The sequence below is a fragment of the Thalassospira sp. Z349TD_5 genome (assembly GCF_056173045.1).
This window is the reverse complement of record NZ_CM149654.1, coordinates 433461-447137: the sequence shown is the minus strand read 5'-3', so window position 1 is coordinate 447137 and position 13677 is coordinate 433461. Positions and strand designations below refer to the sequence as shown.

The following is a 13677-nucleotide window of genomic DNA, read 5'->3' as shown; positions in this document are numbered from 1 at the left end:
CAGGAACAAAAAGCATGACCGGGCAAGCCAAACTTATTGGGATCGCGCGTAAGGCAAAATCGCGCGCCCCGATGGAGACGCTCGAAAAGGTCGCATGTTCGACGGCATTGGGCGTTGATGGCGATTATCGGGGAAAATTGCGTAAACGTCAGGTCACCATCCTGTCGAACGAAGACTGGCAAACAGCCTGCGCGGTTATTGATCGAACAGATCTTCCCTGGACGACCCGGCGCGCAAACCTTCTGGTCAGCGGCATTCCCCTTCCGCGTGACATCGGAGCCAAAATTTCAATTGGCTCCGTCGTGTTTGAAATCACCGGGGAGACCGACCCGTGTCGCCGGATGGAAGACGCCGCAAAAGGCCTTGAAGAAGCCCTTCGTCCCGATTGGCGCGGCGGTGTGACGTGCCGTGTCATCAAAGATGGCACCATTAAATGTGGCGATGCTGTTCACATCACATCGATGGTCGATTGACACCTTTGGTAGATTATACTTAGGGTCTACCTTTAAATACGGGCTAATCGAACCAACCTGATTAAGGGATATCAATTGCCTAGGATAGGATGGGTCATTACGTCATGAGCCCATAACGCATCGCGGTGCAAGTTGGTTTCGAATTGCTTTAACGCACAACCGACTTGCTGATGACATGTGTTGTAACTGTCCCGTATTTTCCAAATCTCGGCTGAGAAAGCTAGGAGATCGATTAGTGAAACCAGCGCCTGTTCCTTCTGACGAAGTTGATCGTCAAAAATCACTCGAAGCAATGGGATTGCTCTCAACGCCGCGCGATCCGGAACTTGATCGCATTACGCGGCTGACAGAACGTTTGTTCGGATCCGATATTGTCGCGATATCGTTACTCGACAATGATCGGCAATTTTTTAAGTCGCGCGTCAACCTTTCGGTTTCAGAAACAGGTCGCGACATTTCATTTTGCGGCCATGCGGTGATGCATAATGCGCCACTTGTTGTCTCCAATGCGCTTGATGATGATCGGTTTCACGACAACCCGCTTGTGACAGGGGGCCCGGAGATCCGATCATACCTTGGCGTTCCGATTTCCAATCAGCAAGGATACAAACTTGGCACGCTTTGCATCATTGATGGTAAAAAGCGTGATTTTACAAAGGACGAAATCGCAACGCTTCAGGACCTTGCCCATTGGGTAGAAACCGTAATTGCGCTGCGCTATAGCGAACGCAGCCAGAAACAACTTCTCGAAGACCTGAATGCCGCGCAACGCGAAGTTCTGATTGATACGTTGACAGGTATCTGGAACCGGCGCGGGCTTGAAGAACTGCTGGGGCGTGAGATTTCATCGGCACAAATCAAAAGTGCGCCAGTTGGCATCTTCATGCTTGATATTGATCATTTCAAACGGGTCAATGACACCTATGGTCATTTGATCGGCGACAAGGTGATACAGTCGATCTCTGAAATCATGGCATCGAGCATGCGCGATCAGGACATTATCGGGCGGTTTGGCGGCGAAGAATTCGTCTGTATTCTGCCTGGGTTGCGTCTGGAACGGATGATGTATCTTGGTTACAAGCTTTGCGAAACATTCCGTGAGCAATGCAAAGTTACCAACAAAGACGGCGAGCTGGTATCGGTGACAGTAAGTGTCGGTGCGACATGGTTATCACCGCACGCGACGACGAAATACAGCTCGGATCACGTATTACAAACGGCCGACGATGCCCTGTACGAAGCAAAAGAAGGGGGGCGGGATACAGTGCGTTACATCCCGCTTGATGAACATGGTAGTCTCGACACGCTCGAAGAATAATCAACCGACCGCGTTTAGACAGGATACAACAGGCGCCTGAAGTCTGGGCAAAAACACGTCTTAATCAAAAAATGCTGACTTGATCCTGTGTCCAAAATCCCTAAAACTTGACCGTCAAAGGGGCTTTGGAACATCGGGGGATGCACAGTGAAATCCGCACAGCGGCCAGATAACGAATATGCCCGTCAGAAATCCCTTGAAAGCATGGGTATTCTGACCAGCAAAGCCGACCCGGAACTGGACCGTATCACACGTGTTGCACAGCGTATCTTCGGCTCGGAAATCGTTGCGATTTCGCTTCTCGACAATGATCGGCAGTTTTTCAAATCCAACATCAATCAACCGACAACCGAAACCCCGCGTGACATTTCATTTTGCGGTCATGTGATTAATGACGATGTCCCTTTTATTGTCGAAGATGCAACAAGCGATCAACGTTTCACCGATAATCCATTGGTCACTGGCGTTCCGCATGTTCGGGCCTATGCCGGTGTGCCTTTAACCAATCCGGATGGCTTTAAAATCGGCGCCCTGTGTATTGTTGACAGCATGGCACGCACATTCTCTGCGGAAGACATTCAAATTCTTGAAGACTTGGGGCATTGGGCCGAAACAACCATCGCCATACGCTATGGTGCGCGCAGTCCACAACAGGTACTTGATGATCTTGAACCGGCCAAACACCGTATGCTGATTGATCCATTGACCGGCATCTGGAACAAAACCGGTATTGTTGAATTTCTTCATCGTGAACTGATCAATGCCAGACTGCAAAACGCACCACTTGCCATATACCGGTTTGAAATTGATCAATTCGATAAGCTGGAACAGAACTACGGCCATGAAACAGCCGAGCATATCATTCAGGCTATTTCTGCGGCCATCACATCAAGCCTGCGTGACCGCGATGTTGTCGGGCATATTGATGGTTCTGATTTTGCCTGTCTGATGCCAACGGTCCGTGAAGAACAGACAAGCTTTCTTGGCTTCAAACTCTGTGACACCGTCCGCGAACAGTGCCGGTTCTATGATGCTGACGGCAACCCAACCCGCATTACCATCAGTGTTGGTGCAACATGGGCACCACCGGTGGCAAAGCAACATTTCACGGCAAATCAAATTCTTGGCGTTGCCCAAGAAGCCCTTGGCTCGGCAAAATCACAAGGCATTGAAAACGTTGTCTATAAGGCGCTGAATATTCCCGCCACATAGGCTAAATTTCCTTTCACCCAACCACAAACAGGCCCTTGCGGTTAACAAACGCCGTCATTTCATCCATTGACATGTTTGCAAGTTCTGCCACCCCAATATAGGGGTCACCCGAAAGCCTTAACAACTGCGCAAATGCCGGTTCAGTTTTCACGTTCTGGCGTTTAAGTGCGCGAACGTTCTTTGCGAAATCGGGTCCAAGCAGGGAAAGAATTCTGGCCTCTGCCAGCATATGGATAAATCCGTATTGGGCTGTACTCGGGCAATCGGTTGCAAAAATCTCGACTTCAAACCCGTCACAATCACCCCCGGCGCACTCAAACCTTACAACACTTGCCACCCCGACATGGTTTGTCGGCGCGCGCTGGTGACGACGATAGTGTGGGTAACTCGAAAATGTGCTGTCAACACAATCATGGAACCGCGACAGATCGACCGCATGGCACAGGATATCTATATCGGACTGTTCCGTGTTGATCGCGATTGGCAAGGTTCCCGCGATCACCGGATCAAATTCCGCCAAAAGGCCAAAAACATCCGCCTGCTGCAACGCCAAAGCCACATTCGCACCAATATCAGATGCCTGCTGTAACTTTTCCAGCCCGCGAAAGGCCGCAGGACACAAGGGATCAGGCCAATCTATTACCGTTTGGTTCATGATCAAATCCGTTCTGTTTCTTGACCCTGTGCTACGCAAGGTTGATACCTGAGACAATGGATCACGCCCCCTCTGTCCGCACGCATCTTTCACACCTTGTAACACCAGCCAACTCATCGGGATCTTCTATCAGATGATTGATATTCTTGCCGTCACCACACCGATTTTCCTGATTATTGCGGTTGGCTATTTTGCTGTTTACCGCAACATTGTTCCACAAACCATTGTGCGTGGCATGGGCGCCTTTGTTATGAACTTCGCCCTACCGTGCCTTTTAATCCGGGCTTTGGCACAACGTGACCTTTCAGAAGTAATCGAGCCGATTTATCTGCTCGCCTATGGCGGTGCATCGATCATCCTGTTTTCATCGGGGTATTTTTATGCCCTTGCGGTCGCGAAGAAAAGACAATCCAACGCAATGCTACAAGGCATGGGCATGTCGTTTTCCAACAGTGGCTTTGTCGGCTATCCAATTGTATTACAACTGTTGGGACCAGCTGCTGAAATCGGTTTGGCCTTATGCGTCATCATCGAAAACCTTGTGATGATGCCTATGGCGCTTGTGCTGGGCGACAGCAGCCAGAACGAAGACCAAAGCAAAGGCCGCGTTCTAGCTAAAGCATTCCTGAAACTTGGCAAAAATCCGATCATCATCGGCATTGTCCTGGGCCTATGTATTTCGCTTTCAGGGTGGACCATCCCAAGCCCGATTTTCAAGGCCATTGATATGCTGGCATCCGCATCCGGACCTGTTGCGCTGTTTGTCATCGGCGGCGGGCTGGTTGGGCTTAAACTAAAAGGCCTGCGTACCGATGTGGCGCGTATCGTCACCGCAAAACTGATTTTGCATCCGTTGATGGTCTTTGCACTGGTCTGGGCGTTGCCCGATATCGATCCGGTTTTGCAAATCGCCTGCGTTGCTTTTGCCTGCTCACCGATGCTCAGCATCTATCCGATATTTGGCCAACGCTATGGTCACGAAGGACTGTGCGCCGCATCGCTTATGTTTGCGACCTCACTATCCTTTATCACCATCAGCACCGCCTTGTGGTTGCTTGACCTGACACAGGTTTTCGGGCCACTGCCCTGACAGAGCGGCCAAGGTCATATCAACGCGGCGACTTGCCAAGTGGGGGGCGTTGACCGGGGAAACCATCTCGACCCGGTTTGGGGCGTCCGCCGGGACCACCCGGGGGGCCGCCATTTGGGCCACCAGCTGTTCCACCGGGCGGCATGCCGCCCGGTCCCTTGTCAAAACTCGGATCTGAAATGCCGGCCAACATGCGCGGAATAAACGGGAAGGACTCGGTTACAAAATAAGCATATGTTCCGTTTGGATATTCCGGGGTGACCGTTTCGCGGCCGTTGGCTTCATCCAAATCACCAAGGCCCGGAATAAATTCAAAATCCTCGCCATACGTGCCGTCATATTTTCCACCCGGACCACCCGGGCGCGTACCGCTTTTTACCTGCCATGAACTGCGCAATGGTGTGATAGGCGAATTCGGATCATTGGGGTCTTCATAGCCAAACATTGCATAAATCGGAAAACCATCGGCGGCAAAACCGATGCGAATGGAATGCTGATCTGGTGACCAGCTTTTGATCAATCCCTTAGGGACACCGTGATAATGATACGTGCCGTTTGGCTGCACATGGGCATTGTTCTGATCAAGCCCCAAATCCAATGTCGGTGAAATCGCCTCGTAGCGCCAACCCGATTGGCGGTCACGTTGCCAGTACTCAGCCGTAAACGGATCAAAGGGCACACCATTTACCGCGACACCAAATAAATTGCGCGGGTTGGGCATGAACCAGCCACTGCGTTCAGGATTAATCGGCAACCGAAATTCGAGTGACTGCGCCTTGATTGAATTCGGGTTGCTTCTATTGGGGAAACTTCCCATGGAATGGTCCGGGATCGCATTGGATGTGATGTAACGATACCGACTGTCTTCACGAATGCTGACTTCGTTGCTGAGCGCCCATGCCTGATGCATGGGATTTAAGACCATCCCCGCCAACGGCAACATACCCATCCCAACCAGAACATTCCGACGCATGCGGTCAACGTCATCACGATTGTCACCGGCATATTGTCCCTCATCCATCGGTTCATGGATATGGGAATGTGCGTTATGGCGATGCGCATGATGATGACCATCATGGTCTTGATGTGCTTGTAATGCGTGAAGCTGGCGACGTGTTATTTTAGACAACAGACTTCCCCCAAAGAATGTGACGTCACCCCATTATTTGGGGATGACGTCACAAGGGTCCAGTCAAAATTGTCCTTAGCCGGGAATTTCACCGGCATGGGCAAGGAGTTCCTCGGCCTCGCGGAGCTCCTGTTGCTGCGCCCACATCTCGGCATAAAGCCCCTCTTGGCTCAAAAGGTCCTGATGACGACCGCGTTCGGCCACCTGACCATCGCGAAGAACGATGATCTCATCAGCATCAATCACGGTTGAAAGACGGTGCGCAATGATCAGGGTTGTGTGCCCGCGTGACACGTCGCGCAACGCCTGCTGGATATCCTTTTCGGTTCGGGTATCAAGGGCCGAGGTGGCTTCGTCAAAAATCATGATTTTCGGACGTTTCAACAACATACGTGCAATCGACACCCGCTGTTTTTCACCCCCCGACAGTTTAAGACCACGTTCTCCGACCTTGGTTTTGAACCCTTCGGGCAGACCTTCGATAAAGCCATCGATGCTGGCAAGTTTGGTGACATCTTCGATTTCGGACTGTTCAGCCCCCGGACGCCCGTATGAGATATTATAGGCAATCGTATCGTTAAACAGAACGGTGTCCTGCGGCACGATCCCGATTTCCCGACGCAGCGAATTTTGCGTCACATCGCGGATATCCTGCCCGTCGATGGTGATCCGTCCTGCCGACACGTCATAGAATCTGAACATCAGCCGTGTCAGCGTCGATTTACCCGCCCCACTTGGCCCGACAACCGCAACTGTCTTGCCCGCTGGCACCTCAAAACTGACACCCTTTAGGATCTCGCGGTCCGGGTTATAGGAAAACTTTACATCCTCAAAACGAATGGCCGCATCGCTGCATGCCAGTTCAGCCGATCCCGCCTTGTCTTCAACTTCCTTATCGACGTCGAGCAACGAAAACATCCGTTCCATGTCAGTCAAAGACTGTTTGATCTGACGATAGACAAACCCAAGGAAGTTAAGCGGCATATAAAGCTGCAACAGGTAGGTATTAACCAGCACAAAGTCACCAACCGTCATGTTGCCGTCCTGAACGCCCTTGGCCGCCAAAAGCATGTTCAGAACCAACCCAACGGCAATGATCGCACCCTGCCCGATATTGAGTTTTGAAAGCGACACCTGAGACAAAACCGCAGCCGTTTCATAGCCGCGCAGTGCCGCGTCATAGCGCCTTGCTTCGTGGGGTTCGTTGTTGAAATATTTGACTGTCTCGTAATTGATCAGGCTGTCGATGGCCTTGGTGTTGGCCTCGTCATCACGCAAGTTCATTTCACGGCGGAACTTCATCCGCCATTCGGTGACGATCAGGGTAAAGGCGATATAAATCACGATGGTGACAAACGTGATCAGCGCAAACCAGAAATCATACAGCGCCCAAAGAATTGCCGAGACCATGAAAATCTCAAGCAGGGTCGGCAAAATATTGAACAGCATGAAGGACAACAGGAATTCAATCCCCTTGACCCCGCGTTCAATCGCGCGCGAAAGCCCGCCCATCTGTCGATCCAGATGGAACCGCAACGAAAGCCCGTGAAGATGTTCAAAGACACCAAGGGCAGATGTGCGAATGGCACGCTGTGCCACTTTGGCAAAAACCGCATCACGTAATTCGCCAAAGGCCGACACCAGAATGCGCACCATCCCGTACCCGACAATCAGGGCAACGGGGACAACAATCAATGATGTGGTATCTGTCCCACCAGACGCGGCCTGGCCGGTTTTCTGTCCTGCCCCGCCCAACGCATCGACGGCATATTTATACAGCACCGGCATATAGACATTGGCGACCTTTGCCCCGACGAGAAACAACAGGGCAATGACGACACGCGCGCGAAGCTCAAACTCTCCGCGTGGCCACAAATACGGCAAAAAGTTCTTAACAACGCCAAGCTCTGCGCGCGCAGTTGACTGGCCGGAACCCATATTTTTCAAAATCTTATCCCCAAACGGTCACCGGTGGCATTGCGGTATGCTCTGACGGTGTGCCTTTTCATTCTGTCATCAACAAATGGAACGGCACACCCGGTTTGGCAAGCTTAAGTTGACTTGACCCCGTCGGAGCAAACCGCACTGTTCTGAGGAGAACCGTCGCAGGCTCGATCACGGATAAGTATTTTGATCCCAAGATCATTGCGGATAAACGGTTTGCGGTCTATTTTGTCAATTTGTTGATAAAATCACAAAAAGAACGATCCATCATACGGATCGAAGACGCACACGCTTAAAGGAACGGAAACAGGACCATGACGGCTCTTGCCAGTATCAAAAACCAGGATATCGCAGCACTGATGCGCGATATGGGCATCAAAGCACGCAAAGCAGCGCTGGAACTTGCACAGGTCCCGTCAGAACCAAAAATCTCTGCCCTTAAAGCCGCGGCTGCCAAGCTGCGCGACAATGCAGATGCGATCCTTGCCGCCAATGCCAAGGATATGGAAGCCGGTCGCGCAAAGGGACTAACCGACGCCCTTCTGGATCGTTTGGCCCTTGATCCGGCCCGGATCGAAGGCATGGCAGCAGGTATCGAGGCCGTTGCAGAACTCCCCGACCCGATCGGTCGTGAACTGGCACGCTGGAGTCCGGAACATAACGGGCTTGATATCGCGCGCGTTTCGGTCCCGCTTGGCGTCATTGGCATCATTTATGAAAGCCGCCCGAACGTCACCGCCGACGCCAGTGCGATGTGCATCAAATCTGGCAATGCTGCGATCTTGCGCGGCGGGTCAGAAAGTTTTTATTCGTCACGCGCAATTTTTGACTGCATGGCTGAAGGCATTGCCAAAGCGGGCCTGCCCGACAATGCCATCCAGATGATCCCGACGACAGATCGCGCCGCTGTGGGCGAGATGCTGAAACTTTCCGATTATATCGATGTGATTGTACCGCGTGGGGGCAAATCCCTGATTGCGCGCATCACCGATGAAAGCCGCATTCCGCTGTTTAAACACCTCGAAGGGCTGTGCCATACCTATGTCCATGCCAGTGCCAATCCGCAAAAGGCAGTTGACATTGTCGTCAATGCCAAGATGCGTCGTGTCGGTGTATGTGGCTCAACCGAAACCATCCTGATCGACAGTTCTGTTGCCGGTCGCCTTCTGCCGCGCATTGCCGAAGCCCTTGTCGCCAAGGGGTGCGAGTTGCGCGGCGATGACATCGCGCAATCAATTGACGGCCATATCAAACCGGCAACGAACGAGGATTGGGTGACCGAATATCTTGATGCAATTGTTTCGATCAAAGTCGTCAACGGCGTTACGGATGCAGTTAATCACATCAATACGTACGGCTCTCACCACACTGATGCGATCATTGCCGAAAATGCAGCCGCCACCACGACATTCATGAACGGAGTTGATTCGGGGATTGTGATCGTCAATGCATCAACCCAGTTCGCCGATGGTGGTGAATTTGGTATGGGGGCGGAAATTGGCATTTCCACGGGTAAGCTGCATGCACGCGGCCCGGTCGGAGTCGAACAGCTAACCAGCTATAAATACATCGTGCGCGGCACAGGCCAAACGCGCCCATGATTGCTGCTGCACCAAGATCACATTTGGCCCCACCACGGGTCGGCTTGCTGGGCGGGTCGTTTAATCCCGCCCACGAAGGGCACCTGCATATCTCGCTTGAGGCATTAAAGCGCCTGCAACTTGACGCGGTATGGTGGCTTGTGTCACCGCAGAACCCGCTGAAGTCGCGCGATGGCATGGCTGACCTCGCAGATCGCTTTGATTCTGCACGAATGATGGCAAAGCATCCCCGCATTGTGGTTTCTGCAATTGAAACCGAACTCGGAACCCGTTATACGGCGGATACTCTTGCAGCCTTGCAACGTCGTTTTACCCAAACACGATTTGTTTGGCTGATGGGAGCAGACAATCTGGCCCAGTTCCATAAATGGAAATGGTGGAACAGGTTGATTTTGCATGCTCCCATTGCGGTTATCGACCGTGAAGGGTATTCTAACAAGGCATTGTCCGGGACCGCTGCGCGCCGTATGGAACGTTGGCGCATCCCGATGGACAAGGCGGGTTTGCTGGCCGATCTAAATGTTCCGGCCTGGGTATACCTGCCAATCAAGCGCCATCCGGCATCTTCGACCGCAATTCGCGCCGAAGGCAGATGGCAGGTGTAAGCAACGCGGTGAATTTTGCTGTCGGCGACATGCCGGGGCATCCCGCGGAAAATTAAGGTGGCGACCATAGGTACCGCAAAAACAACTCTGAACCCGAGCGAAATGCTTTCGCTGATCCAGAGTACTCTCGCAGAAGACAAGGCCGAAGACATTGTCACCATCGAACTGACCGACAAGACGTCGATTGCAGATCACATGATCATTGCAACCGGTTCATCGTCACGTCGTGTAGCTTCCATGGCCGAACATATTGTCGAAGCCATCAAAGCCGCTGGACAAGGCCGCGCTGCCGCCGAAGGCAAAGAACAGGGTGACTGGGTGCTGGTTGATACCGGCGACGTCATTGTTCATCTGTTCCGCTCGGAAGTACGTGCGTTCTACAACATCGAAGAGATGTGGGGCGTTGAAAATCCGGCACTCAAACAGCAGGCCGCGCGACTGTATTAACAGTCAGCACCCTTTGTTTGGGCATGTCGCTGGCCTGCGTGCAATCAGGCGGTTGCACGCAGTATCGGCTTCATACTGCGCGATGTTGTCAAGACGACACTCAAGATAACGGCCCGGTCAAAGGTCTGGATAAAACGTATGCAAATTACTCTTGCTGCTGTGGGCCGCATGAAATCCGGCCCGGAAAAAGACCTGTTTGACCATTATGCCGCGCGCCTTCGCTGGCCATTCGTTGTCCGCGAAGTCGAAGAAAAGAAAAAACTTCCCCCCAATCAGCTTAAAGACCGTGAAGCAGAACTTCTGCTGGGCCTCATCCCTGACAACGCGTTCGTTGTCGCCCTTGATGAACGCGGCAAGGAATATGGATCGATCGAGTTTTCCCAAAAACTTGAAGGCTGGATTGACCAATATGCCGGCAATATCGCATTCGTGATTGGCGGAGCAGACGGGCACGGGCCCGCCTTGAAATCGCGCGCCAATACGCTTTGGTCGCTAGGTAAGGCCACATGGCCTCATATGCTGGTACGCGCCCTGATCGCCGAACAGCTTTTCCGCGCCCACGCCATCCAGACCAACCATCCCTACCACCGCGAATAATCTACCCCGGCGGCTTAAACTTCGTTCATTACACTCGCGAAAAGAAAACTGCGGCGGGTGATGAAACAGGCACGCCTGAGCAAAGATCATAAAACAGGAATCGCACCAGAACGGCTTGGCTCCGGCGCGATTTCTCGTTTTTTAATGCAATCCGTATTGGGAACGGACAACCCCTGAATTATAGCGCTCGGTGGCCAGCAATTTCGGCTTAATCCCACCTGCATCCTGACCGAACAACGAAATCCCCTGTCCGAGAACTTCGGGAACCGTAAAAATATCAAGCTGGTCAGCAAAACCACCAAACAGGAACTGTGTCACCACAGATCCCCCACCAACGATCCAGATGTCACCATCATCAGCCCGGTTGCTCCGCAACTGATCAACCAGTTCGATGATACTGCCACCATAGGCCTCTGTATTGACGGGCCGGTCTTTTGGCAATTCACGGGATGTCAAAACGATGGTGCGACAGTCCTCATACGGCCAGTCGCCAAATTGCATGACCTGATCAAAGGTCTTCCGGCCAATAATCAAGGTCCCGACGGTGTCCAGAAAGCTATCAAAATCGAATTCGGCCGGATCATATTGATCCAGCCAGTTGACCGCACCATTGGCACGCGCGATAAAGCCATCCAGACTGACCGCAATGTAAATGCGGAACAGCTTTTTGCTCATGTGTTTATATCCAACCTTTGGTGGGGTCTTTGCCCCTTTTCCCTCAATCAAGCATAGCAGATTGCCAACCAACGATGGCAACAAAGAGGCCGGACACATCAATGCCTCCGAACATCACATCCGAAGGCATTGATTTGACACCCTATTCTTCCGAACAGCTTTTAGCACTCAACAACGTTCACATTAACCGCAAGGCCGCCCTGGCTGGTTTCCTTGTACTTACTTTGCATGTCGAGTCCCGTCTGGCGCATGGTTTCGATCACCTTATCAAGTGACACTGTGTGCTGCCCATCACCGCGCAGCGCCAGCCGGGCTGCATTGATCGCCTTAACCGCCCCCATGGTATTGCGTTCGATGCAGGGCACCTGCACAAGCCCGCCAATCGGGTCGCAGGTCAGACCAAGATTATGCTCCATACCAATTTCGGCGGCATTCTCAACTTGTTCTGGCGTTCCGCCCATGACCGCACACAAAGCCCCGGCCGCCATTGAACAGGCAACCCCGACCTCACCCTGGCAGCCAACCTCAGCAGCCGAAATCGATGCACGTTTTTTATAGATTGATCCAATCGCCGCTGCCGTCAGAAGAAACTCACGAATTTTAATCTGGCTGGCATTGGCCCCGAACCGTTCGTAATAGCGCAGCACCGCCGGAATAACCCCGGCTGCCCCGTTGGTCGGTGCGGTCACAACCCGCCCACCCGCAGCATTTTCTTCGTTCACCGCCAGCGCATAAAGATTAACCCAGTCGATCACGGTCAGCGGATCGCGAAGGCCCGCTTCGGGTTTGTCGGTCAATTCATGATAAAGCTTGCTGGCCCGGCGTTTGACTTTTAATCCACCGGGCAAGATACCATCGGTTTTGCAGCCCCGATCAATGCAGGCCATCATCGCGCCGTGCACTCGATCAAGAAATTCAATGGTTTCCTCAGCGACCCGCCAGCTTTGCTCGTTGGCCATCATGATGTCGGAAATCGACTTTCCTTCACGCTTACAGATCGCCATCAGCTCATCGGCTGATGAAAACGGGAATGGCAGGGTAATGTTATCGCCAGAATATTCCGCCCCGCGATCATCGCCAGACACAATAAACCCACCACCGACCGAAAAATATTCCTGTGCGTGGATTTTAACCCCATCACCGTCAAAGGCGGTAATGCGCATGCCGTTGGGATGTTGCGGCAGGGTCTCGGCAAAATGAAAAACCAGATTGGTATCGCGGTTAAACGCCACCGCATGCTGCCCATACAGTGAAAGCTGCTTATTGGCGTCAATCGCGGCAATGGTTGGGGGAATTTGGTCGGGATCGATGCTGCGCGGCCGCTGCCCGCAAAGCCCCATAATCACCGCCGTATCTGTCGCATGACCTTTGCCGGTCAGGGCAAGTGACCCATACAAATCGACAATCACACTGCCTGTCTTGGCCAAAAGATTGCGTGCTTCAAGCTCAAGACAAAACCGGTACCCCGCACGCATCGGGCCAACCGTATGCGAACTCGATGGTCCGATCCCAATGGTATAAAGATCAACAACAGACAGGTTTACGTCATGTGATGATCTGCCTTGCGATCCCGAAGAGGGATCGGTGGCGGGAACATTGGTCATAAAGGGCCTCCTTCACGGCTCTTGAACGCGCGAAAAGTCGCGCCGTTTGCGAACCGGTGTCTCGCCCCCTCTGTCCCTTGACCTGAGATTGTACCCCTGCTTGCAAAAACAATGTTTCTGCCAACCGGATTTCATCCTTCGGTGGAATCCGAACATCGCCCTGATATGATAGATGCGACTTTCTTTTTCTCTCTCCAGAGCCTCAATCCGCGACGGTCCATCTGCCTGAGAGTTTTTTGGGGCTATTGCTCCTTCGGCGCCGACCACCGCAATGGTCGAACTCTCCCGTCACGGTACGAGATGCCATAAATGTCACCTCTGAGGATC

General features: G+C 52.5%; 13 protein-coding genes and 1 riboswitch. Of the genes, 8 read left to right on the top strand and 5 right to left on the bottom strand.

Annotated elements, in window-relative coordinates; genetic code table 11:
- Positions 1 to 14 precede the first annotated feature (14 nt).
- From AC0VXT_RS02070 to AC0VXT_RS02060, 3 genes are all read left to right on the top strand, one after another.
- Complete coding sequence (locus tag AC0VXT_RS02070; RefSeq protein WP_475547300.1) at positions 15 to 473, top strand: MOSC domain-containing protein; 459 nt, start codon at positions 15 to 17, stop codon at positions 471 to 473.
- Between the two features lie 235 nt (positions 474 to 708).
- A complete protein-coding gene (locus AC0VXT_RS02065) occupies positions 709 to 1791 on the top strand; it encodes a GGDEF domain-containing protein (protein WP_475547299.1) in 1083 nt (360 codons plus the stop codon).
- Positions 1792 to 1938: 147 nt separating this feature from the next.
- The gene (locus tag AC0VXT_RS02060; protein WP_475547298.1) at positions 1939 to 3003 is read left to right on the top strand and encodes a sensor domain-containing diguanylate cyclase; all 1065 of its coding nucleotides are present in this window, start codon (positions 1939 to 1941) and stop codon (positions 3001 to 3003) included.
- A 13-nt stretch (positions 3004 to 3016) separates the two neighbouring features.
- Here AC0VXT_RS02060 and AC0VXT_RS02055 read toward each other — a convergent pair whose 3' ends face one another.
- Positions 3017 to 3658: a DUF4269 domain-containing protein gene (locus tag AC0VXT_RS02055; RefSeq protein ID WP_475547297.1), complete on the bottom strand. Its 642-nt coding sequence runs from the start codon at positions 3656 to 3658 to the stop codon at positions 3017 to 3019.
- A 133-nt stretch (positions 3659 to 3791) separates the two neighbouring features.
- Between AC0VXT_RS02055 and AC0VXT_RS02050 the strand changes: the two genes are divergently transcribed.
- The gene (locus tag AC0VXT_RS02050; RefSeq protein WP_475547296.1) at positions 3792 to 4748 is read left to right on the top strand and encodes an AEC family transporter; all 957 of its coding nucleotides are present in this window, start codon (positions 3792 to 3794) and stop codon (positions 4746 to 4748) included.
- A gap of 19 nt (positions 4749 to 4767) precedes the next feature.
- Here the strand turns inward: AC0VXT_RS02050 and AC0VXT_RS02045 are convergent, their stop codons facing one another.
- The gene (locus AC0VXT_RS02045; protein WP_475547295.1) at positions 4768 to 5877 is read right to left on the bottom strand and encodes a YHYH protein; all 1110 of its coding nucleotides are present in this window, start codon (positions 5875 to 5877) and stop codon (positions 4768 to 4770) included.
- 75 nt (positions 5878 to 5952) lie between these two features.
- Positions 5953 to 7815, bottom strand: a complete 1863-nt coding sequence (locus tag AC0VXT_RS02040; RefSeq protein WP_475548556.1) for an ABCB family ABC transporter ATP-binding protein/permease — start codon at positions 7813 to 7815, stop codon at positions 5953 to 5955.
- A gap of 320 nt (positions 7816 to 8135) precedes the next feature.
- On the opposite strand from AC0VXT_RS02040, the gene AC0VXT_RS02035 reads away from it, so the two are divergent.
- From AC0VXT_RS02035 to rlmH, 4 genes are all read left to right on the top strand, one after another.
- Positions 8136 to 9422 carry a glutamate-5-semialdehyde dehydrogenase gene (locus AC0VXT_RS02035; RefSeq protein ID WP_475547294.1) on the top strand — a complete coding sequence of 429 codons (1287 nt, stop codon included), beginning with the start codon at positions 8136 to 8138 and terminating at the stop codon, positions 9420 to 9422.
- Positions 9419 to 10027: a nicotinate-nucleotide adenylyltransferase gene (locus AC0VXT_RS02030; RefSeq protein ID WP_475547293.1), complete on the top strand. Its 609-nt coding sequence runs from the start codon at positions 9419 to 9421 to the stop codon at positions 10025 to 10027. Before AC0VXT_RS02035 ends, AC0VXT_RS02030 begins: the two co-directional genes overlap by 4 nt.
- A gap of 57 nt (positions 10028 to 10084) precedes the next feature.
- Positions 10085 to 10474 (top strand): ribosome silencing factor, encoded by a 390-nt coding sequence (gene rsfS / locus AC0VXT_RS02025; protein WP_022731620.1) that lies wholly within the window; start codon positions 10085 to 10087, stop codon positions 10472 to 10474.
- Between the two features lie 138 nt (positions 10475 to 10612).
- Positions 10613 to 11071: a 23S rRNA (pseudouridine(1915)-N(3))-methyltransferase RlmH gene (rlmH, locus tag AC0VXT_RS02020; protein WP_475547292.1), complete on the top strand. Its 459-nt coding sequence runs from the start codon at positions 10613 to 10615 to the stop codon at positions 11069 to 11071.
- Between the two features lie 141 nt (positions 11072 to 11212).
- On the opposite strand, the gene AC0VXT_RS02015 is transcribed toward rlmH, so the two are convergent.
- Both AC0VXT_RS02015 and AC0VXT_RS02010 read right to left on the bottom strand, forming a co-directional pair.
- Positions 11213 to 11746 carry a dihydrofolate reductase family protein gene (locus AC0VXT_RS02015; protein WP_475547291.1) on the bottom strand — a complete coding sequence of 178 codons (534 nt, stop codon included), beginning with the start codon at positions 11744 to 11746 and terminating at the stop codon, positions 11213 to 11215.
- A 161-nt stretch (positions 11747 to 11907) separates the two neighbouring features.
- Positions 11908 to 13350 (bottom strand): L-serine ammonia-lyase, encoded by a 1443-nt coding sequence (locus AC0VXT_RS02010; protein ID WP_475547290.1) that lies wholly within the window; start codon positions 13348 to 13350, stop codon positions 11908 to 11910.
- A gap of 203 nt (positions 13351 to 13553) precedes the next feature.
- Positions 13554 to 13648: riboswitch (glycine riboswitch) on the bottom strand.
- Positions 13649 to 13677 lie beyond the last annotated feature (29 nt).

Coding starts and splice junctions, on each gene's coding strand:
- AC0VXT_RS02070 (WP_475547300.1), top strand. CDS start 15: ATGACCGGGCAAGCCAAACTTATTGGGATCGCGCGTAAGGCAAAATCG.
- AC0VXT_RS02055 (WP_475547297.1), bottom strand. CDS start 3,658: ATGAACCAAACGGTAATAGATTGGCCTGATCCCTTGTGTCCTGCGGCC.
- AC0VXT_RS02050 (WP_475547296.1), top strand. CDS start 3,792: ATGATTGATATTCTTGCCGTCACCACACCGATTTTCCTGATTATTGCG.
- AC0VXT_RS02040 (WP_475548556.1), bottom strand. CDS start 7,815: ATGGGTTCCGGCCAGTCAACTGCGCGCGCAGAGCTTGGCGTTGTTAAG.
- AC0VXT_RS02035 (WP_475547294.1), top strand. CDS start 8,136: ATGACGGCTCTTGCCAGTATCAAAAACCAGGATATCGCAGCACTGATG.
- AC0VXT_RS02030 (WP_475547293.1), top strand. CDS start 9,419: ATGATTGCTGCTGCACCAAGATCACATTTGGCCCCACCACGGGTCGGC.
- rlmH (WP_475547292.1), top strand. CDS start 10,613: ATGCAAATTACTCTTGCTGCTGTGGGCCGCATGAAATCCGGCCCGGAA.
- AC0VXT_RS02015 (WP_475547291.1), bottom strand. CDS start 11,746: ATGAGCAAAAAGCTGTTCCGCATTTACATTGCGGTCAGTCTGGATGGC.
- AC0VXT_RS02010 (WP_475547290.1), bottom strand. CDS start 13,350: ATGACCAATGTTCCCGCCACCGATCCCTCTTCGGGATCGCAAGGCAGA.